12 protein-coding genes and 2 pseudogenes are annotated in these 22,419 nt (G+C 39.7%); 12 read left to right on the forward strand and 2 right to left on the reverse strand.

Features of this window, described 5'->3' with window-relative positions:
- Positions 1–11: 11 nt before the first annotated feature.
- The 12 genes from ACFI34_RS13925 to ACFI34_RS13980 all read left to right on the forward strand — a co-directional run bounded on the left by ACFI34_RS13925 (position 12) and on the right by ACFI34_RS13980 (position 21,676).
- Positions 12–2,273 carry a polysaccharide lyase 6 family protein gene (locus ACFI34_RS13925; RefSeq protein WP_462673903.1) on the forward strand — a complete coding sequence of 754 codons (2,262 nt, stop codon included), beginning with the start codon at positions 12–14 and terminating at the stop codon, positions 2,271–2,273.
- Between the two features lie 2 nt (positions 2,274–2,275).
- Entirely contained in the window at positions 2,276–4,486 is a 2,211-nt protein-coding gene (locus tag ACFI34_RS13930; protein WP_462673904.1) for a heparinase II/III domain-containing protein, read from the forward strand.
- Between the two features lie 11 nt (positions 4,487–4,497).
- Positions 4,498–4,842, forward strand: coding sequence for a cupin domain-containing protein (locus tag ACFI34_RS13935; protein WP_006794594.1), 345 nt, complete (start codon positions 4,498–4,500; stop codon positions 4,840–4,842).
- Positions 4,843–4,844: 2 nt separating this feature from the next.
- The gene (locus tag ACFI34_RS13940) at positions 4,845–6,152 is read left to right on the forward strand and encodes an MFS transporter (protein ID WP_462673905.1); all 1,308 of its coding nucleotides are present in this window, start codon (positions 4,845–4,847) and stop codon (positions 6,150–6,152) included.
- A gap of 71 nt (positions 6,153–6,223) precedes the next feature.
- Positions 6,224–7,156 carry a sugar kinase gene (locus ACFI34_RS13945; protein ID WP_462673906.1) on the forward strand — a complete coding sequence of 311 codons (933 nt, stop codon included), beginning with the start codon at positions 6,224–6,226 and terminating at the stop codon, positions 7,154–7,156.
- 56 nt (positions 7,157–7,212) lie between these two features.
- Positions 7,213–7,830 (forward strand): bifunctional 4-hydroxy-2-oxoglutarate aldolase/2-dehydro-3-deoxy-phosphogluconate aldolase, encoded by a 618-nt coding sequence (gene eda, locus ACFI34_RS13950; RefSeq protein WP_462673907.1) that lies wholly within the window; start codon positions 7,213–7,215, stop codon positions 7,828–7,830.
- Between the two features lie 14 nt (positions 7,831–7,844).
- A complete protein-coding gene (gene fbaA / locus ACFI34_RS13955; RefSeq protein ID WP_462673908.1) occupies positions 7,845–8,927 on the forward strand; it encodes a class II fructose-bisphosphate aldolase in 1,083 nt (360 codons plus the stop codon).
- A complete protein-coding gene (locus tag ACFI34_RS13960; RefSeq protein ID WP_462673909.1) occupies positions 8,924–9,889 on the forward strand; it encodes a class 1 fructose-bisphosphatase in 966 nt (321 codons plus the stop codon). Before fbaA ends, ACFI34_RS13960 begins: the two co-directional genes overlap by 4 nt.
- 433 nt (positions 9,890–10,322) lie before the next feature.
- Positions 10,323–13,058: a poly(beta-D-mannuronate) lyase gene (locus tag ACFI34_RS13965; protein ID WP_462673910.1), complete on the forward strand. Its 2,736-nt coding sequence runs from the start codon at positions 10,323–10,325 to the stop codon at positions 13,056–13,058.
- 299 nt (positions 13,059–13,357) lie between these two features.
- On the forward strand, positions 13,358–16,390 hold the full coding sequence (locus ACFI34_RS13970; RefSeq protein WP_462673911.1) for a TonB-dependent receptor: 3,033 nt from the start codon (positions 13,358–13,360) through the stop codon (positions 16,388–16,390).
- A 625-nt stretch (positions 16,391–17,015) separates the two neighbouring features.
- Entirely contained in the window at positions 17,016–19,973 is a 2,958-nt protein-coding gene (locus ACFI34_RS13975; protein ID WP_462673912.1) for a TonB-dependent receptor, read from the forward strand.
- A gap of 314 nt (positions 19,974–20,287) precedes the next feature.
- Positions 20,288–21,676: a sensor domain-containing diguanylate cyclase gene (locus tag ACFI34_RS13980; RefSeq protein ID WP_462673913.1), complete on the forward strand. Its 1,389-nt coding sequence runs from the start codon at positions 20,288–20,290 to the stop codon at positions 21,674–21,676.
- A 107-nt stretch (positions 21,677–21,783) separates the two neighbouring features.
- Here ACFI34_RS13980 and ACFI34_RS13985 read toward each other — a convergent pair.
- Both ACFI34_RS13985 and ACFI34_RS13990 read right to left on the reverse strand, forming a co-directional pair.
- Positions 21,784–21,903: pseudogene (locus ACFI34_RS13985) on the reverse strand (helix-turn-helix domain-containing protein); the annotation flags it as partial.
- A gap of 8 nt (positions 21,904–21,911) precedes the next feature.
- Positions 21,912–22,419, reverse strand: a pseudogene (locus ACFI34_RS13990) (IS3 family transposase); the annotation flags it as partial.

Consider the following 22,419-nt stretch of genomic DNA (forward strand, 5'->3'; position numbering starts at 1 on the left):
AAGAGTTAACTATGCGTTTGATTAATATAATAAAGCTTAGTCTAGTTCTCATCGGTTGCCTATCTACACAAATAGCGGCCAAAGATTATTTTGTAGACAACAAACAGGCTTTTAACGATATTGCGGCAAACTTAGTTGCAGGCGATAACGTTGTTCTTAAAAATGGAACTTGGCTTAATTTCGAAATTTTATTACAAGGCCAAGGTACAAAAAATGCGCCTATTACGTTAACAGCCGAAACACACGGCAAGGTTATTTTATCTGGCCAATCTAATCTTCGTCTTGCGGGTCAATATCTTGAGGTTTCTGGCTTAGTGTTCAAAGAGGGTTATACGCCAAGTTCAGCAGTAATTGAGTTCCGCCGCAATAAAAAAGAGTTAGCTTACCATTCACGCGTTACTAACGTTGTAATCGATAATTATAATAATCCAGATAAACGAGAATCAGATTACTGGGTGGCATTGTATGGCCAGCACAACCAGTTTGACCACAGTCATTTAGTCGGTAAGCGTAATAAAGGGGTTACTGTTGCAGTTCGTTTAAATACAGAACAAAGCCAGCAAAATTACCACAAAATTGATGATAACTTTTTTGGTTACCGCCCTACATTTGGTTCAAACGGTGGCGAAACTCTTCGCATTGGTACCAGCCATTACTCATTAACTGATTCACACACATTAGTAGAGAACAATTATTTTGAGCGTACTAATGGTGAAGTAGAAATTATTTCGGTTAAGTCAGGCAAAAATATTATTCGTAATAACGTATTTTTTGAAGCGCGCGGTACGTTAACGCTTCGACATGGTAACGGTAACCTTATTGAAGAAAACATTTTCTTTGGTAATGGGGTAGATCACACCGGTGGTATTCGCGTTATTAATAAAAACCAAATTGTTAAAAATAACTACTTACAAGGTTTAACGGGCTACCGTTTTGGTAGTGGTTTTACTGTAATGAATGGTGTACCAAATTCATCGATAAACCGTTATCACCAAGTAGAAAACGCGACCATTGAAAATAATACATTTGTAAATGTTCAGCACATACAACTTGCTGCCGGCAGTGATGCTGAACGAAGTGCTGCGCCTAAAAATAGTATCATGAAAAACAACCTTATTATTAACCAAAATAAGCAGCAGCCATTTACTACATTTGATGATGTAAGTGGTATTGCTTTTAGTAATAACGTTGCTAATACTAAAGTACTTGATGAGTTAGCCTATGGTGTAAAAACACAAACTGTTGCGTTAACTAAAGCGAGTAATGGTTTGCTTTACCCTGAATCTACTAACATTAAAGCGGGAGCAAAACGAGGCTTAAAAGTTCTTAAAAAAGAAGATACCGGAGTTAGCTGGTATCCGAAAATCCCGGCATTAATAGAGTTTGGCTCGGGTAAAGTCATTAATGTTAAGGCTGGCGAAAATGCGTTGTTAAATGCGATTGCCGATGCTAAACCTGGCGACGTATTGGAGCTTGCAGCAGGGCAATACGATATATCTAAATTAGTCAAAATAGATAAAACACTCACTATTAAAGCTAAGTTACAAGGTCAGGCTAAGCTTACCTTCCAACGTTCAACTTTATTTGAAATTCATGACGGCGGTAGTTTAAAGCTAAATGGTTTATTAATATCAGGTGAAAATGCCCCCGATGCGATTGGCAACAGTGTGGTTCGAACTCAAAAATGGGGCATGATTGAAAACTACCGCTTTGAAATGCATAACTCTAATATCACTCATTTAGATATTAATCATTCGTTTCACTTTTTTGTTACTGGCAAAGGGGCGATGGCTGATGACGTAGTGTTAATGAGTAATAAATTCGATAACGTAACCGGCAATGTAATCAGCCTTAATACCGAAATTGAAGACTTAGGCATTTATAACGCTGAGTACGTTATTGTAAAAAATAATACATTTAACAACGTGGATGGTGCTTTGCTTAAGCTCTATCGAGGTGGTAGTGACGAAAGTACGTTTGGCCCTCACCTTCAAATGAGCAATAACACACTAAACAATGTAGGCCTTGGTAAGCGTAATAAAGAGCAAGCGAGCGTGTATGTTCACGGTGTTCAAGTTACTAATATTACTGATAATCAGTTTGTTGAATCGGCTCCAATAGTCGTAGAGCATACTGTGGGTGAACCTAAAACACAGATATTAAACAATACATTTAATGCTACAAAATCGCCAAGTGCTAAAGAACTCAGAGTAAAAGGCCCACACACAGCGATAATAAAAAACAATAAAACGACAAACAAGAAGGCGGGGTAATAATGATCAAAATACTTAAACGTCTAAAAAGTTTTAAAATCGCGTCTTTAGCAGCGACCTTACTTTTATCTTTAGGGGCACATGCTGCGCACCCTAATTTAGTTATTACAACTGACGATGTAAAGTTGATGCGCCAAGCTATCAGCTCACATGAAAATGGAAAATTTGCACACGCTTATAACACGTTAAAAGCGCAAGTTGATGAGCAAATGGCAAAGCCAATTACCGTACCAGTGCCAAAAGATGGCGGCGGTGGCTATACCCATGAGCGACACAAAAAAAATTACCAACTAATGTACAGCGCAGGTGTGATTTATCAATTAAGCCAAGATGATAAATACGCAAATTATGTGCGCGATATGTTGCTTGAATACGCTGAGCTTTACCCTACGCTAGGGTTACACCCAAAACGTAAAATGAATTCTCAAAACCCAGGTAAGTTTTTTTGGCAAAGCTTGAATGAAGCAATGTGGCTTGTATACACCATTCAAGCTTATGACTTAATTCATGACTCGCTAAATGATGAAAATAAAAAAGTGATAGAAGACGATTTATTACGTCCTGTTTCATTGTTTACGTCAGTAGGTCAGCCTTCAACATTTAATAAAGTGCATAACCATGGTACTTGGGCTACTGCGGGTGTGGGTATGGCAGGTTATGTGTTAGATGAACCTGAGTGGGTAGAAAAATCACTTTATGATCTAAACAAATCTGGCAAAGGGGGATTTGTTAAACAGCTAGAAATGCTGTTCTCACCTCAGGGTTACTATAATGAAGGGCCTTACTATCAGCGTTTTGCCTTACTGCCGTTTGTTACTTTTGCAAAAGCGATAGAAAATAACGAGCCGCAAAGAAAGATCTTCGATTACCGCGATGGCATCTTGCTAAAAGCAATTGATACCACTATTCAGCTTAGTTACAACGGTTTGTTCTTCCCAATTAACGACGCCATAAAAAGTAAAGGTATTGATACGATTGAATTAGTGCAAGGTGTTACCGCTGCTTACGGTTTAACTAACGATGCAGGTTACTTAGACATTGCTAAGTATCAAGATCAAGTAGTCCTTACGGGAGACGGTTTAAAGGTTGCTCAAGCGCTTGATAACGAAAAAGAAACGCCATACACATTCAAATCAGTTGCCTTTGGCGATGGTAACGATGGAAACCAGGGCGCTTTAGTTATTATGCGTACTGAGGTAGGTGGCGATCAAGCACTTTTGTTTAAACCTGCAGCACAAGGTTTAGGCCATGGCCACTTTGATAAGCTTACATGGCAGTTTTACGACCATGGTAACGAAATTGTATCTGATTACGGCGCAGCACGCTTTTTAAATGTAGAAGCTAAGTATGGGGGTCGTTATCTTCCAGAGAACAACACTTACGCTAAACATACCGTTGCGCATAATACCGTTGTTGTAGATGAAATATCTCACTTTAATGCCAATGTAGAAGTAGGAAACAATAACTATCCAAAGCTTAACTTTTTTGAAACTAATGAGTTTGGCACTGTAGCAAGCGGTGAAATAAGCACAGCTTATAAAGGGGTTCAATTAAAACGTACTTTAGCACTTATTAACCTACCAGAGCTTGAAAGCACTGTAGCACTTGATGTGTTCGATGTAGATGCAAATAAAGCGCATCAATTTGACTTGCCTTTACACTATAAAGGTCAACTTATTGATACTAACTTTGGCTTACGTGCTAATACAAAGCAGCTAAAGGCTCTGGGTGAAAGCAACGGTTATCAACACCTATGGTTAAAGGGACAAGCGACGCCTGAAAAGGGGTTAGCAAAGGTAACATGGTTAAATGATAATGGTCGCTTTTATACGCAAACAAGCCTAGTTAATGGTGATGAGTCATTTTTATTTACTCAAATAGGCGCAAATGACCCTAACTTTAATCTACGCAACGAAAGCGGCTTTATTCGCCGGGTTGAAGGACAAAAACAACATACATTTGTGTCTGTTCTAGAGCCTCACGGTGAATATAACCCAAGTAAAGAATACACCTTAGAGGCTGTTAGTCGTCTATCTGAGTTAACGTACAGCACACAGGGTGATTTGATACTTGTTGAACTAAACGTAAAAGATACGCCTTATCTAGTTGCAATTAATAAGTCACAAAGCGCAGCTAAAAACGATTTCACATTTAAAAATAAGTCATTCACCTTAAACGACCGTCTTGGCGTTTATGCGTTGAAGAATAATTAGGAGTAATTAGGATGCAAAAGCAAAGTGCACATTTTTCATTTGGTGACAAAACTGAAATTGAAGATTTAGGCAATGGTTTAAAGCGTCAAATGCTAGGTTTTAACGAGGAGCTAATGGCCGTTAAAATTTGGTTTGAAAAAGGCGCAATTGGTTATAACCATGCACATAGACATTCACAAGTAACCTATGTAGTAGAGGGTGAGTTTCATTTTAACATTGACGGTGTAACTGAAATTTTAAGACCAGGTGATAGCTGTTTTATTCCTCCATTTGCAGATCATGGTGCTACGTGCCCAACAGGTGGTATTTTAATCGATACATTTAGTCCAGCTCGTGAAGACTTTCTTGAGGAATAATTATGCAACTTAAAGGCTTACGCTGGTGGGTTATTGCGTTAATCGCGTTAGCAACCATCATAAACTACATTGATCGCCAAGCACTTAGTGTACTTTGGCCGGATATTGTAGAAGAAATGTTCCCTGATGAATCTGCTCTAGAACGTAAACAAATATACGCAAACATTTCTATTGTATTTGTATTTGCCTACGCATTTGGTCAAGCCATTTTTGGTAAAATATTTGACTGGGTAGGTACACGTTTTGGTTTTGTTTTATCAATTGGTGTGTGGTCCTTAGCAACAATTGCTCATGCATTTGCGCAAGGTGTTTTAAGTCTGAGTATTTTTCGTGCCATTTTAGGTGTAGCTGAAGCCGGTAACTGGCCAGGTGCAGCTAAAGGAAACGCTGAATGGTTCCCTACTAAAGAACGTGCACTTGCACAGGGTATTTTTAACTCAGGTGCTGCAATTGGTGGCATTATAGCAATACCGCTAATTGCGTATTTAACGGTTTATTTTAGCTGGCAAATGGTATTTATTTTTGTTGGTGCTTTAGGTTTTTTATGGTTAGTGCCATGGTTGATTTTAGTGAAAGCGCCACCGGGAACTCATCCGTGGATCAGTGAAGAAGAGCGTGAATATATTTTAACGGGCCAAAGACGCGTTGATGACAATGGCGACGTAACAGGTGAAGATGAAGAAGAGTACAACCCTTCTACTGGCGAGCTACTTTCTCGTAAACAAAGCTGGGGCGTCATTATTGCATCAGCAGCGATAGATCCTATTTGGTGGTTATTTGTTTTTTGGATACCAATTTACCTAAACGAAGTGTATGCCATGGACGTTAAATCTATTGGTATATATGGTTGGGTTCCTTATGTAGGTGCTATGTTTGGTGCATGGTTTGGTGGTCTATTGGCTCAAAACAGACTTAAATCGGGTTGGAATACTGATAAAACCCGTAAGCTGACAATTACGCTTGGCTGTTTAATTATGCTCCCTGCATTATTAGCTATGGCAAACCCAGGAGGCCCAACTACGGCTGTTCTTATAATGGCTGTTATTCTGTTCGGTTTTCAAACGGCTATTGGTAATGTCCAAACTTTACCAAGTGACTTACTAGGTAAAAAAGCGGTCGGTACCTTGTCTGGTTTTTCAGGCATGGCTGCAAAATTGGGTGCGGTAGGCCTTACTTCACTTGTACCAATTTTGACTGCTGATGGAAACTATACACCGGCATTTATTATTGGTGCTTCACTTGCCATTATTGCTATGGCGGCAGTATGGATTTTAATTCCTAAAATCGAACCCCTTAAAAAGCCTGACTAATCTGCTTTAACTGCTATGCCAATACGCCAGTGTTTGCGCATAGCAGTTAATTACAAAGGATACTTTCAAAAATGAATACTATTTATTTTATGGGTGAATGCATGGTGGAGCTCAGAGCTATGAGTGCTGCTACGCTACATCAATCGTTTGCAGGCGATGTATACAATTCAGCGGTATATTTAAAGCGCTGTTTTGCTAAAGTCAATACGTCAGTGATTACAGCTCTAGGCCAAGACAACCTAAGTAAAAAGATGCGTGAGCGCTTTAAAAGTGAACAGCTTGATACGCAGTACGTCTTTAGTCACGAAAGTAAAGTACCGGGTATGTATTACATTGAGACCGATGAACATGGTGAACGAAGCTTTATTTACTGGCGCAGTGATTCAGCAGCAAAGAAAACCGTTGAATTTTTAACCCCCGATTGTGTTAGTCAATTATGCCAAGGTGACATGTTCTTTTTTTCAGGAATATCTCTAGCGATTATAGATAAAACATCACGTGACCAATTTTGGGCTATTTTAAAGCAACTTAAAGATGCTGGTGTAAAAATTGTATTCGATCCTAATTACCGAGCCCGTTTGTGGGAGAGTGTTGAAGATACTAAAGCGCAGTATCATTTAGCGTTTAGTATTGCAGATGTAACCCTTCCAGGGGTTGAAGACTTAACAACACTCTATAATGCACATAGTGTTGAGGCGGTCATCGAATACTTAAAACCATATCAAATTAATGAGATCGTTGTTAAAAATGGTCCTAATTCTGTTATTACACAATTAGAAAATACACTTCAAAGACACACAATTATACCTGTAACTACGGTTGTAGATACAACATCAGCGGGCGATGCCTTTAACGGTGTTTATTTAGGTGCTCGACTTTCAGGTAAGTCAATTGCAGGTGCAGTTCAATTGGGCGCTAAAGCAGCCGGAGCTGTTATTCAACAACCGGGTGCCATTGCACCAAAAGATGTTTTTCAGCATGCAATGGTTGAAGCTGGCATTTAATAAAATTTAAGGCCTCCATACCTCGGCCAAATTACTTAAACTAAAGGAACAACGTTATGACTCGCTTTTCTGAACTTATGTCAGGGCAAACACTGCTACCTATAATTCAAGCTGATACACCAGAGCAGGGTGTACAGATTGCAAAAGCAATGGCTAAAGCAGGCCTTACTCTGGTTGAAGTTGTGCTAAGAACAGATGCCTCTATTGATGCTTTAAAAGCCATTAAAGAGCAAGTCCCTGAACTTAAAGTTGGCGCAGGTACAGTGACTAACGACGTTATTTTAAAGCAAGCAATTGATGCTGGCTCTGATTTTATTGTTACCCCTGCGGTATCTCCTAAATTACTAACCGCACTAACAAAGTGTGGCGTACCTGTTTTACCTGGCGTATCAAATACCGGTGATATTTTAATGGCGCTAGAATATGGTTTTGAGGAGCAGAAGCTTTTTCCTGCTTCACTTGCTGGTGGGGCGCCATTTGTATCGGCTGTATCGAGTGTGTTTAGAACAGTTAGCTTTTGCCCAACAGGTGGTGTAAGCGAAAACAATAAAATGGATTATCTTTCTTTAAATAACGTATTTGCAGTGGGTGGAACTTGGGTTGCTAAAAAGGAATGGGTTTCACAAGAAAACTGGCAAGCTATTACTGATTCATGCATTCAAGCAATAAAATAGCAGGGAGCGCTAAAATGAATGATTTATCTCCAACTATTTTACCTGGTGTAATAGTGGGTGACGAGGTAAGTGCAATATATAACCATGCGCGTGCTAATCAGTATGCACTGCCTGCAGTTAATGTGGTTAGCACAACTTCTATTAATGCAACTTTAGAAACGGCTAAAAAAATGAAGTCGCCAGTTATTATTCAACTTTCTAATGGCGGTGCACAGTTTTTTTGCGGTAAAGGCCTTTCATTACCTGAACAACAAGGTGCAATTCTTGGAGCTGTGAGCGCAGCTAGGTATGTACATAGTGTTGCGGCGCACTACGAAGTGCCTGTTATGCTTCATACCGATCACGCAGCTAAAAAACTATTGCCATGGATAGATGGTTTGTTAGATGAAGGCGAAAGGCACTTTGCACTAACAGGTAAACCGCTGTTTAGTTCACATATGATCGATTTATCTGAAGAGCCATTAGAAGAGAACATAGAAATATGTGAGCGCTACTTAGCGCGAATGGCCAAAATAGGTATGACACTTGAAATAGAACTTGGTTGTACAGGCGGAGAAGAAGACGGTGTAGATAACTCTCATCTTGATAGCTCTGCACTGTACACACAACCAGAAGATGTGGCGTATGCATTTGAGCGTTTAAGTGCTATTAGCTCTAACTTCATTATTGCTGCATCTTTTGGCAATGTTCACGGTGTATATAAACCAGGAAACGTTGTGCTTACGCCCACTATTTTAAAAGAATCACAAGCTTACGTATCTAAAAAGTTTAATTTACCGAGTAATTCAATTAACTTTGTATTTCATGGTGGCAGTGGCTCTGAAGAAGAAAAAATTGCGGAGTCATTAACTTATGGCGTAGTTAAAATGAATATAGACACCGATACGCAATGGGCGTGTTGGAACGGTATTTTAGATTACTACAATACCAACCAGGCCTATTTGCAAGGCCAAATTGGCAATCCTACCGGTGACGACAAACCAAATAAAAAGTACTACGACCCACGCGTTTGGCTTCGCCACTCTGAGCAGCATATGGTTTCTAGGCTAACCCAGTGCTTTAAAGATCTTAATTGTGTAAATCGGTATAGCTCATGAAAAGACTAAATACAGTATTAAAAGAAGACGGCGTAAGAACGGATTTAATTTTGCTGATCCGTACCATTTTAGCCACAAGTAAAGAGATTGCGTTTAGGGTTGGCCAAGGTGAGCTGGCAGGGGTGTTAGGCTCAACAATGAATGAGAATATTCAAGGTGAAGTTCAAAAAAAACTAGATATTATTGCCAATCAATTGCTTAAAGATATTCTTCTTGAGGATAGTTCGGTCAGAACAGTGGCCTCTGAGGAAGAAGATCACGCGGTAGGTGGCCACCCTGATGGTGCATTTATCGTTGCCTTTGATCCGCTCGATGGCTCCTCTAATATCGATGTAAATGGTCAAATAGGTACAATTTTTACCATTTATTTGGCAAGAGACGACGTACCTTTTGACAGTGATGAGCAGTTTAACCAACCAGGTGTAAGCCAAGTGTGTGCAGGGTATGTTTTATATGGGCCATCATCATTACTTGTAATGACTACTGGTGGGCCTACGCGCTGTTATACGCTCGACTCAACACATGGTGGGTATTTACTCACTAATCCACAACTACAGATTCCTTCTCAAAGCCGAGAGTTTGCCGTAAATATGGCAAATTATCGTTATTGGGATGAGCCTACGCAAGTATATTTTGACAAGTTGCTTTATACATCTGAAAGCTTTGAAAAAAGTTCAATCCGTTGGAATGCGGCAATGGTTGGTGATGTACACCGAATATTATGTCGCGGTGGCTTATTTTTATATCCGCAGGATAAACGCGTTGGCAATGACAATGGTAAAATTAGGCTTTTATATGAAGCTAATCCGCTTGCAATGCTTGTAGAAAATGCAGGTGGTAAAGCCACCTCGCGCGGCGTTCGAATTTTAGATATAGCCCCTGATGATTTACACCAACGAGTACCCGTTACTTTAGGTTCAACTGAGCCCGTTGATTATTTTAATGATTCAGCGCTAAGCTAATTTACTATCCCCAATTTAGGTTGTTCAGTAACAGAGAAAGCTTTTCTCTGTTACCTCCTTTTTCAACTAATTACTTATCCTCGCGTTCTAGCAGTTGTTTATTACACTCACTCGTTTAGTAGTCGTTTGTGTTTTAATATGGTTTTGTAAAACCAATTGGTAAATCACTTATTTCATTGCTACTTGTATCACCTTCATATTCTATAAGTTTTAGGTAGGCTAGTGGGTAATATGTATGTGCTTTATTCACGCAAAGTCGCATTAAATTCAGTAAATAAGCTGGAAATATTATTCTTATTGTGGTTATATGACCAAGTTGGTTAACAATTTATTTTCAATTTAAGTGAATTTGGTAACAACGTATGCATTTATTTGGTAACACACACAATAGCTGGCCAAATATTTAACCTATAAAATGGAGAATAGAGGCATCATGAATTTAAAACACTTTGCACTATGTGCTATTGCAGCGGCAATAGTAGGTTGTGACTCTGACGCAAACAATAATGACAACGAATTGGGCGCCATTGCTCTGTCAGGTACAGCCACAAGTGGTCAAACATTAACAACAAGCGTATCAGATCCTGATGGTATATCAGGGGCAATTTCTTATTTTTGGTATGCAGATAATGAAGTCATAGATGGCGCTAACAGCCCATCTTTCACACTAACGGACGATCAAATTGGCTTAGCCATTACAGCTCAAGCTAAATACACCGATGATGGTGGTGTTAATGAATCGCATATTTCAGATCCTACTTCTAATGTTGCCGCCATAGCATTTCCTGCAAGCGTAACAATAGCGGGTGACGCACTTATCGGCTCTGAACTAACAGCAAATGTTGAAGACGAAAACGGCTTTGATAGCTTAACTGTTGTGTACGAGTGGTTAGCTGATGGCGTGGTTATTGAGGGAGAAGTGCTTTCTACACTAATGATTACTGAAGCACAGTTTAACCGTGTGATCACAGTTACAGCATCGTTTGAAGACGACCGCGGGTTTGCTGAGTCAGTGACATCAGCTGCTACGGCGCCTGTTGCGCGAGTGAATTCGCAAGGTGATGTAGCAATAAGTGGCACACCGACAGTCGGAAATACACTTAGCGCTGATATTACAGATATGGATGGCGTATCCGGAGAAATTACTTATCAGTGGTTCGCTGATGATGAAGAAATAGTTGGTGCAACTCAAAGTGAATATATTGTAGAGGCTGCATTAATTGGGCAAGCTGTCTCGGTACAAGTGACTTATACAGATGACAATGGTTTTGTAGAAGAAAATACATCAGAAAAAACAATTCCCGTATCTGCCGTTGCGGTTGATGAAGTGGGTAGTATTGCAATCATGGGCACATCGCCCTATTTGGTTGGCGGTGAGTTAACAGCACAACTAACAGACAATAATGGCTTTGAAGAAACAAATGTAACATACAGATGGTTTGCCGATGGCGTTGAATTAGCCGATACAAATAGTAAAACATTTTCTCCAGCGGCATACGCTGGTGCAATTATTTCAGTGAGTGCTTCTTACACTGACAACGACGGATTTGATGGCTCCGTAACTGGCTCACTAGAGACAGTAATTTACTCTCAATTGGTGAGCTCCCCAACAGAGCTGCTAAGTGCGGTAAGTGGCGGGCTTGCTGATGGTGATGTAGTTGGCCTCAACACCGGTGTTTACGCTGATATGGATGAAGTTTTACTTACCAGTGGTGTAACGATTCGCGCTGTTGAAGAGCAAACGCCAGTCATTAGTGGCGAAGTATGTATTCATGTTGCCGCAGGCGTAGAAGGTGCAGCTTTAACAGGCCTTACGTTTAAAAATATAGATACTAAATCAGGCTCATTTTGTGAAACGCAAGAAAGTGCGATTATTTATGCTGAAGGGAATAACTTTGAGTTTACTCAAAATACAATGGATGGTGATGAAGCGGATTTAAACAATTCGACTTACCACTGGTTAATGATCAAAGGGACTGGCGCGCTAATAGAGCGTAATACATTTAGTAACCGCGATAATGCCGAGAATGGCTCTGTCATTAAAATTTCTTCATCAGGCAGCGACCATGTTGTTCAATACAATTTATTTAGTGGCACGAGCGCTAACCCTAACTTTGGTAATTCAAGCCTTCACCTGATTAACTTGGGAAGCACAACTGGGGCTGATGCAGCAGACAATGCTAACTTTAAGATTCAATATAACCGAGTAGAAAACTTTGTAACGGGTCGTCGCTTAATGCGTGTGCAAACATCGGGTGCAACTATCAAAGGTAACACTGTGGTTAACCCTAATGGCGGGATTTCACTCGAAGACGGTGGTTTTAATAGCGTGACAGACAACGTTATTATTCGTACTACTGATATTGCAAGTTCGAGCGATCGCCCTGCTGGCGTATTAGTTACGCCTCTTGGCCACACTATTAGTAACAACTACATTGCAGGTATTCGTTCTGGTAATAAAGAGGCTGGTGGTATTGTATTTACTGCAAATCCATTCTCTCAAGCTGATGGTGGTGTACCAAACTCAGGCAACCAAGCTGTATTAGACGCAGCGGGTGACTTTACATTGACGGTAACAAACAACACGGTTTTGAACTCTCAGCAACCGATCGTGTTTAGTACTGAAATAGGTTCTCGTGCCCCAGTAGGTGATTGTGATGAACTGACAGCAGATAATGCACCTGTTCTTTATGGTTTAACTAAAAATGCATTTGTTATCAACTTTGATGGAAACCTTATTGCTAATGGCTTAGGTGATCAAACTGATGCAGATACCATTGAAAGTAGCGCCTTAACACAAGGATTATTTTATCCAAATACGCTTGATAGCGACCATGCATTTGAATACGACTGTGATTTAATCAAGCATGATACATCAGTATTAAGCAACAACTTTGGTTACATGGACAGCCGGGTATCGGGTGATACAAGTGGCGATTGGGTTGCAATCAGAAACCTAAATGGTAACGGTTCGTTTGATACAGATGGTGCGATTGACCAAGATCCAGCAGCAAATGGGAAAGAGGTGCTTGAATATGTAACGGCTACAAGCACTTTACTCGAAACAGATCCTGCTGGCTTACAAGCTGTGGCAGGTGCTAAATCGCTTTACTACATTCAAGCAAGTGATGTAGGTGTTGGCTCAACATGGGTTGTTAATAACGACTAACCTAAGTAAACACTCTTAATTAAAAAGCCCCTTTTTTGGGGTTTTTTTATGCCTGTGAGTAAAATATGACCGAAAAATGAGTTTGCTTTTCTAATTATTTTTCATTATAACGCCGCCTGACCCCTTGGTAATACTGGTTTGTGTAAATTGGTATGTTAATTGGTAATGCTTTAGTTGTTAAATTGGTTGATCATCCGTGGTTACTTGAGTATATTAACAACAGTTGTCACATAACTTATACAAATGAATTACAAGTCAACACACAACACTCACACAACAATAACCAACGGAGCATAAAAATGTCGTTGAAGTCTTCAAAAAATAATAAAATGCGTTCAGGTCAATTCGCACTGAGCCCAATAGCTAAATGGGTACGAACAGCCGCTATTGCGGGTGTGGCAAGCTCATGTGTTTTTTCTGCACACGCACAACAAGAACAAGCAAAAGCGACTGAGGTCGAGCCTGATGTAGAAATCATCAGTGTTACAGGTACACGCAGAACAATTCAAGATCAAATAGCCATAAAGCGCGAAGCCACAACCGTTGTTGATGGTCTTTCATCTGAAGATATTGGTGATTTACCCGCTTTATCAATTGGTGAAGCATTAGAGTCTATTACAGGCGCTGCATCACATCGTGAAAATGGCGGGGCAACAGAAATTACTATCCGTGGTTTAGGTCCATTTTTAAGTGCAACACACATAAACGGCCGTGAAGCGACTAATGGTAGTGGTGACCGCTCAGTAAACTTTTCACAGTTTCCATCTGAACTTGTAAAAAAAGTAGCTATTTATAAAACCCAAGATGCTTCGATGATTGAAGGTGGTGTTGCTGGTGTTATTGCTCTTGAGACTGTAACCCCATTAGATTTCGGTAAACAGCGTTTACAAGGTGAAGTTAAACTTAACTACAACCCTGACGAGAGTAATGTAGACAACTCCCTGCAAAGCGATTTAGGTTACCGTGGCACATTTAGCTATGTTGACCAGTTTGAATTTGATAATGGCCAAGCGGTGGGTGTTTCATTTGGTGTTCAACGACAGGATATAAGCCAGCCAGAGGCGGAATACCGAAGTTCTAGCCCTTCAGGCTCGTCTCTTTGGGCATGTTTAAATGATCCTACTAATACCAATGAAGGCTTTTACAGAAGTAGCGCTGGGGATTGTGAGGATCAGGTAAATGGCAGTAATAACCAAGGTTATGACACCGAGATCGATCCAGATACAGGAAAAGCGGTTAGTGATGGTACTCCATACGCATGGACTGGCAGCAGTCGAAGCTTTCGCCAAAACGAAACATCTGACGAGCGTGATGCGGTATTTTTTGCATTTCAGTATCAACCGTCTGCAGAATGGGATATTAATTTTGATAGCCAAATTTCTGATAGAACGCAACGAGAAGCACGCCATGATTTAATTTTCTTACAAAAGCGCGCAACGCCAGGCGTAACAGGACCATCACTTGTTACTAACGATGTTGGAGGCATTCTGCATTGGGAAGGTGAGGAGCGTATTGAGTCAGCCGGTGAGCAATTTTCTCGTGAAGAAAACTACCGAGGCTACGGTTTAAATATTGAGCACACGGTCAATGATAAACTTACTATTGATCTAGATTTAGCGTATTCAAAAACGTCGCGTGAAGAACTGCAAATTTCTAACCGAGGCCGCACCGCTGGCCGTAATTACTTTTCGTGGGATATGGGCGATAACATCCCACATTTTACGCTTACTGATTTTGACGTAACAGATATATCTAACTTTACTGACAGCTTAAGAACACGCATAGACCGCGAAAATGTTCGTGATAATAAGGTTGTGTCTGCCCGTTTAGATTTTGATTATTTACTAGATAGCGGCATGTTCACCACAATTCAAGGTGGCGTTCGTACCTCAGAGCTTAGCTTTACACAATTTGGTGGGAGTAACGGTAACGGTTCTCGTAATCAGTTTACATTAGGCTCAGGAGCTGAAGCACTCGATGTACTTCAAGGTTGTCAAATTGATTTTCCTGAATCAGGCTTTTTGTCTAGCGTGTCAGATGGAAATATCATCACGCATGTAGATAACGACGGTAATGTTGTAGACTCAGGCACAGGTTCATCATGGGCGACTTACGACAACGAGTGTTTTTCTCGTGCGGTGGTAGCCTCTAACGAAGGGGGCGTATTTGAATACCCTGAGGTTGAATACCAAAACGCAGGTACAATAGACGTTACAGAAAAAACAACAGCTGCTTATTTGATGGCTAATTACGATACAGAAATGTTTGGTAAGTTTATTCGTGGTAATTTTGGTTTGCGTATTGTAGATACTGAAGTAACATCAATTGGTTTTAGAAATAGTTTTGATGTTGTTACCAGTGATACAGGTGTACTTGATCTTGTTGAATCAGACACTGGCGCACTTGATAAAATAAAAGGTGGCGGTGATTACACCAAGTTTTTACCTAGTTTTAACTTAGTAGTCGATTACAGCGAAGATATTTTATTACGTGCGGGTATATACCGTGGTATGTCACGTGCAGATCCATCTGATTTGGGATATAGCCGCTCTTTCCAACAAGACACATCTGATACGGCCACTACAATTAGTGACCTGTTAGTGGGTGTTAACGGTTCTGGTAACCCAGATACACAGCCTCTAATGTCGTGGAACTACGATGCAGCATTTGAGTGGTACCCTAATGAAGATTCAATTTTTGCATTAAGCCTATACTACAAACAGTTCCAAGGCGGCTTTCAACAGCGCACAGTTATTGAAGACTTTGTTGTAGGGGGGGAAACCGTTTCATTGCCTATTACAAATTCAGTAACAAACGACGAAGAGAGTGAGATTTTAGGCCTAGAAACATCATTCTCATACCGTTGGGACAATGGTATAGGTGTTAAGTTTGGTTATAACTATGCCGACACTGATTTTGAATTTGAAGACAGCCTATACGGTGATACATTTGTAACAGACGTTGATGGCAATACAACTCAGCTTAAAGAAGGCATTGTTGAGCCAGGTTCTGTACCAGGGTTTTCTAAGCATGTATTTAGCAGCCAACTTTATTACCAAATAGGTGGCTTTGATACTGCGGTTATTTACAAATACCGTAGTGAGTATTTCCAACCTTATACAAGCAATGGCACACGCTTACGTTATGTTGATTCGGTAGGCGTATGGGAAATGCGTGCATCGTACAAAATTAACAAGCACTTTAGAGTTAAAGCAGAGGCAATTAATCTATTCAGTGCTCCTAAATCTCAAGACTTTTTTGTTGAAGATAACTTAGGTGAAGTAAACGATTACGGCCCACGTTTATTCTTAGGTTTAAGTTATAAACTGTAAAAGTTAGTAACTTATAAAACCCCCCAATTGGTTTAACTAATTGGGGGGTTTTTTGTATCTACGTGGATGTGCACACCTTTATCACTGACTTTTCTAAACTAAGCCATCTAAACTGATCGCAGGTTAAATTCCATTCAACTTTTACAGCCTTTGTTGTAAGCCAAAAAACTCCTTTGCATCTTTATAAGCGTAAATGCGATTAGTCTGTTTTATTTTTGTACCTTTTTATTCTAGCCAAAAGTCTAATAGATTTTTAATTGGTTAACCAATTTAAGGGTTTTTATACTTTTATAATTAAAAGTTTTCATTTTATAGCTAAATAATATAACGGAATAATGAACTTAAAAATACAATTTAACTACTGCTATAGTGTTACATACCTGATTTGAAAACTATATGTATTACAGGTGGTTGTATTTTTTTCCTACATTTTTGTAGTTGTCAGGTATAGGGTATTTATTTTTGGTAATAACAAATTTGAATTATTCCATATTATATGACTTACATTTTGGTTGACCTTTTTTGTTTTGAGTGTAAATATTCAGTTAACATTTTGTAATACACTAATTCACTTTTTGTATAAGAAGTAACAAGTAGCATAGCGTTTCACACACAGGAAAAAACTATGAATTATAATTTATCAAAAATCACACTGGCGGTTATATCTGCGACAGCTATGAATATGTCTCTCTCTGTTCATGCGCAAGAAGAGACCAAAAAGGTTAAGGATGATCTGGAGGTAATTGAAGTTTCTGGTATACGTCAGTCTTTAACTAATGCACTTGCTGAAAAACGTTCAGCAGATAGCCTTGTAGAAATTATTCAGTCAGAGGATATTGGTAAGTTACCTGACCAAAACTTAGCTGAAGTACTTGAGAACGTGACGGGGATTCAAATTACACGTCAAGCAGGTGTTGGTACGGGTGTACAAATTCGTGGTACCGATGCAAACCGTACTGAAATAAACGGTGTATCAACAGTCGGTTCAGGTTCTGGACGCAGCGGCATTAGCTTTGAAGATGTGTCAGCGTCGATCATATCTAGTTTAGAGGTCATCAAATCTCCTGAAGCTAAAACAATCGAAGGTTCAGTAGGTGGAACAATAAACCTTAAAACAATTCGCCCACTTCAACTAGGTGAACAATTAGCCACTATTAGAGTGCAAGGCGAGAACAGCAGCCTAAGCACTGATAGCGGTTTACAACCTCGTTTTTCAGGTACCTTTGCAGACAATTGGGAAGGTGACTTTGGTAAATTTGGTGTTTTAGTCAGTGGCAGTTATGCCGAGCAAGATGTGACTGCATTTCGCCCGCGTGCAGATAGAGATAACATAATTACCGCTGATAGCGGGGTCGCGAGTGCACAGTCTTTCGACTTTTTACCAATCCAGTTCTTTGTGCAAGATTACGATAACTACGAATACGAAACTAAAAACTTTGTAGGGACATTAGAGTGGGCACCAAACGACAATACGAAGTTTTATTTTGATGCGGTAGTTAACGACCAAGAACGTCGCCAAGAAAGCTCTCGTGTTCAGGCGTCGGGTGTCAGTGCACTCAATGATATCTCTGTACCAGATGCTTTTGAAACAGTTAACTTAGGTTCGCTAGGTGGCACTAACCTAGGGTCAATTCAAGCGGCTTTACGCGGTGTAATCCCGGTAAACTTAGCGAATGACGACGACGATCCAAATCTACGTTTTTCTAGTGATACAAATTCTCGTGTAACCGACAGCAACATTTTTAGATTAGGCGGTGAGTGGCAAGGTGATAAATGGTTTGTAAGCGCTGAGGTTGCATCGTCATCTTCTGATACAACAACACCAAGCTTTAATACTACGCTTAATTTTATTAACCCTAATGCCCCTTTAGACGCTGGTGGCGGTAACGATAACAGCGTGCCATTTGAATACGATTTGTCTGGTGGTGCATTAGCTTTTGGTATTGCAGAGGGGGCTGATTATGCACCGACTGTTGAGCAATTACTTGACCCTGCAAATGTGGTACTACGTGACGTAAATATTGGGCAAGATACCGTTGAGAACTCTGAAGATGCGTTCCGTATAGATTCAACATATTACACAGATTCAATTGTTACTTCTGTTGATTTTGGTTATCGCTACAGCAAATCCGCGAGTAAGCAGAATGAGATCACATCAAGTGTGGGTTTGCGTTCAATGGCAGATAGCCCAAGAGGTGATTTATTCGCTGACCTTTTAGTAGCTGGCCCGGATAACTTCAATGAGGCTGATGGCCGCTCGTTATATATTGGCGACTTTTTACTTATTGACCCAGAACTCGTGGCTTCAGACCCAGATGCAGTACTTGCAACACTTCAGCAAGCATTACAAACTCATGGTTCTAGCCGCACGCTAAATGCACCAACTTCAAGTTCTTCTGGCTTTTTTGACATAGAAGAAATTACCCACGCTTTTTACGCGCAAGCTAACTTTGAATACGACATGTTCCGCGGTAACTTTGGTTTACGTTATATTCAAACCGATGTTGAATCGACAGGTAACTCAGTAACACAAGATGGCAGTGGTAACGAGCTTGTAACGCGTATTACCAATGAATCAGATTATAGCTTTGTATTACCACGTTTAAATTTAGTTGCCGATGTGTCAGAAGATGTAGTGGTTCGTTTTGGTGTAGGTAAAGATATTCGTCGTCCAGATTATAACGATTTATCTACTTCTATTACTTATAGCACGAGCCCAAATGATGAAGTTGAATTTGGTAACCCCGCGTTAAAACCTGAAGAAGTATTATCTTACGATTTATCAGCAGATTGGTACTTTACTGAAGCGAGCGTATTTAGCGTAGGTATATTCCATAAAACACGTAAAGAACTTCATGTTAATCAGCTAACTTCGCCGGTAGAAGACCCAGTAACAGGATACAGAGATTTAACAGACCCATGTGAAGGTGGGGGCATTTTCAACCCAATTGCCGACATTAACGTATTTGGCCCTGAAAATGGTCGTGGTGTATGTGTAGGTACTGAGACAAAAGTAAACGACACTGGCGAAACAACCCAAAAAGGGATTGAGTTTGCGTTCCAGTATGACCTATCTAGCTTTGAAAAAGATTTAGGATGGGCGTCGGGCTTTGGTGTATTAGCTAACTATACCATTCAAGAGTTCTCTGGTGGTGAAACTGTTAATAAGGCCACTTCAAGAGCAAGCAATGTATTTGCTGCAAGTACCGGTACACCGGGTATTGAAGTAAGCGAAATACAAGGGCTACTTAACTTATCAGAAAATGCCTATAACTTTACTCTGTACTATGAAAAATTTGGTTTATCAGCACGTATGCGTTACACATGGCGTGAAGGTTACCGTTCTAATGATTTTGGTAGTACATCTAGCTTCCCATGGGGCTTTCCAGTGGTGCAAGAAGACCGTGGTCAGCTTAATGCAAGTATTAGTTATGATGTAAACGAGCAGCTTAATATTGGTTTAGAAGCCGTAAATATCACAGAGTCTGAAATCAGTCAGTCATGTGTTAACGAAGGCTCGCTACTATGTTTCCAAGGTCTTACTGACCGTCGTATTACGTTTGGTGCTAGTTACCGTTTTTAAAATTTATGTTGAAAGTGTGTAGCCTTTGAACGGGCGTTAAAAGCAAGCCATTACGGCTTGCTTTTTTTTACAAATAAATTTGATGTTAACAGTGCTAAAAATATATTGAAGAGGGCAGCCGCATAGCAAAGCGTTTGCCTGGTTACTGATCAGGTTTAGGTGTCTTAATAATAACTGTTTAATTGAGGAGGGTATTAAAAGTTTAACTTGCGAAGTAACGCATAATTTATTTAGTACGAATAGTTTTTAATTACTTTTATTTTTCTAGTTTTAACCTATCTTTTTATTATGAACTTAATTTTTATGAAAAAATTATGAAAGATATTAGTGATTTAAATTTTAAAAACCTACTTGAATACGCTCAGGTAGGTGTGGTTATTCATAATTGGGATACATCGATTGTTTACATAAATCCGACGGGGTTAGCGTTATTGAAATTAGACTACGAGCAAGCAATTGGAAGAGATATTTACGATCCTCATTGGACACTCATCGACGAGCAAGGCAACCTCATGGCCGTTGAGGACTATCCCGTTAATGTTGTTAAATCAACAAGAAAGAATGTGGTCAATAAAGTTTTAGGTGTTGTTGGCGGGTCAAGTAAGGAAATAAGCTGGTTTATGGCCAATGCTTATTTTGAAGGACATGACGATGATAAAAATTTTATAGTAGTGACTCTTACTGATATTTCTGATGCTAAGCAGCAAATTTCGTTTCACGATGTAGTAGAAAATACGCAAGACATGGTGGTTATTACCGATGCAAAAAATATTAAACACCCTGAAGGACCTAAAATAATTTATGTAAATAAGGCTTTTGAAACTCTTACAGGCTACAGTTCGTCAGAGATAATTGGTGAAACACCCAGAATTTTACAAGGCAACTTAACCGACCCCCAAGCTAAGCAAAGAATTTATTCTGCATTAGAGCGTCACGAAGAAGTAACGGAAACACTGCTAAATTATGATGTGAGAGGAAGGCCTTACTGGGTTGAAATGAATATTATCCCGTTAAAAAATAAGTTTGATGAGGTTACTCATTTTGCAGCGATTAAACGGGACGTTTCAAAAAGTAAATTTCAAACAGAACAGTTAGAAAAAAGAAATAAAGATTTAAAAGAATTAAAAGTTAACCTAGAAAACTTAGTACAAGAAAGAACATTTGAACTTCAACAAGCTAAATCGCAGCTTGAAAAAATAGCGTTTTTTGATCCGTTAACTGGAATTCCTAATCGTCGCTTTTTTTCTGACCAGGTTAATAAATTGGTTAGGTCTAGTATTCGACACGGGGGGCCTGTTGCATTTGGAATATTTGATGTTGATAACTTTAAACTAGTGAATGATACCTATGGCCATAATGTGGGTGACCGCTTACTGGTTGAACTAGCGAATTTACTAACGCACATTCTGAGAATTGATGATGTATTTTGCCGCTTTGGTGGTGAAGAGTTTGCTTTTGCTGTTATTTTAAAAGAAGTCGACGATGCTGAACGCGTTGCCGAAAAAATTATTAGTGCAATTAGAAATCTTAAAGTGCCTGTTGAAGGAGAAAACACAATAAATGTAACCGTAAGTATGGGGTTAAACGTGGTATCACCAAGCAACAGCACTGATATAGATGATCACATAAAAATATCTGATTCAGCTATGTACCAAGTTAAAAAGTCTGGCAAAGATCGTTATAAAATTATTTATGAACCATAAGATAAGTTGGGTTATGCAGTGTTACTAAGCTAATAAGTATAACTTTTCACAAGTTAGGTACTCACTCTTTTACATGTATAAACCGTTAAAATATCGCCTTTATTGTGCTAATTTTGTTGGCTCCATTGCTTGAGCGATAAGCCGTACATTCTTTTAAATTCTCTGCTGAACTGAGAGCTGCTTGCATACCCCATTTCCATTGCCGCAACGTTGACGTTGGTACCTTGTGTAGTGGTCAACTAATTTTGGCCACAGTTTTAGAATCTTGATATCTAATCTCAGATTCATTCGGCGCTAAACCAGCATTATAATGATGTGGTCTAACATTACTGTAATATCCGTTGATATAATCACTCACACTATATTTAGCTTCTTTAAAGTTCTCATATCCAATCTTTGGCATCCACTCCGATTTAAAGCTTCTAAAAAATCGTTCCATTGGCGCATTATCCTAACAATTTCCACGCCGACTCATGCTTTGTATAATTTTATAGCGCCATAAACGTTGGCGGTACTTCAAGCTTGTATAGTGGCTTCCTTGGTCTGAGTGAAACATGAGTCCTGTCGGCTTTCCTCTGCTTTCATACGAGAGTTCAAGCGCTTTTAGCGTTAAATTAGTATCTGGCGACAACGACATGGCCCAGCCGACTACTTTACGTGCAAATAAATCAATAACAACGGCTAAATAAGCCCAGCGATTGCCTGTCCAAATGTACGTTACATCACCGCACCATAAGGTATCA

It is taken from the genome of Pseudoalteromonas sp. PSi26 (assembly GCF_054960575.1).

Bases quoted from the DNA above. Each gene is read 5' to 3' on its own strand.
- ACFI34_RS13935 (WP_006794594.1), top strand. From the start codon at position 4,498: ATGCAAAAGCAAAGTGCACATTTTTCATTTGGTGACAAAACTGAAATT.
- ACFI34_RS13925 (WP_462673903.1), top strand. From the start codon at position 12: ATGCGTTTGATTAATATAATAAAGCTTAGTCTAGTTCTCATCGGTTGC.
- ACFI34_RS13940 (WP_462673905.1), top strand. From the start codon at position 4,845: ATGCAACTTAAAGGCTTACGCTGGTGGGTTATTGCGTTAATCGCGTTA.
- fbaA (WP_462673908.1), top strand. From the start codon at position 7,845: ATGAATGATTTATCTCCAACTATTTTACCTGGTGTAATAGTGGGTGAC.
- ACFI34_RS13945 (WP_462673906.1), top strand. From the start codon at position 6,224: ATGAATACTATTTATTTTATGGGTGAATGCATGGTGGAGCTCAGAGCT.
- ACFI34_RS13970 (WP_462673911.1), top strand. From the start codon at position 13,358: ATGTCGTTGAAGTCTTCAAAAAATAATAAAATGCGTTCAGGTCAATTC.
- ACFI34_RS13975 (WP_462673912.1), top strand. From the start codon at position 17,016: ATGAATTATAATTTATCAAAAATCACACTGGCGGTTATATCTGCGACA.
- ACFI34_RS13965 (WP_462673910.1), top strand. From the start codon at position 10,323: ATGAATTTAAAACACTTTGCACTATGTGCTATTGCAGCGGCAATAGTA.
- ACFI34_RS13980 (WP_462673913.1), top strand. From the start codon at position 20,288: ATGAAAGATATTAGTGATTTAAATTTTAAAAACCTACTTGAATACGCT.
- eda (WP_462673907.1), top strand. From the start codon at position 7,213: ATGACTCGCTTTTCTGAACTTATGTCAGGGCAAACACTGCTACCTATA.
- ACFI34_RS13930 (WP_462673904.1), top strand. From the start codon at position 2,276: ATGATCAAAATACTTAAACGTCTAAAAAGTTTTAAAATCGCGTCTTTA.
- ACFI34_RS13960 (WP_462673909.1), top strand. From the start codon at position 8,924: ATGAAAAGACTAAATACAGTATTAAAAGAAGACGGCGTAAGAACGGAT.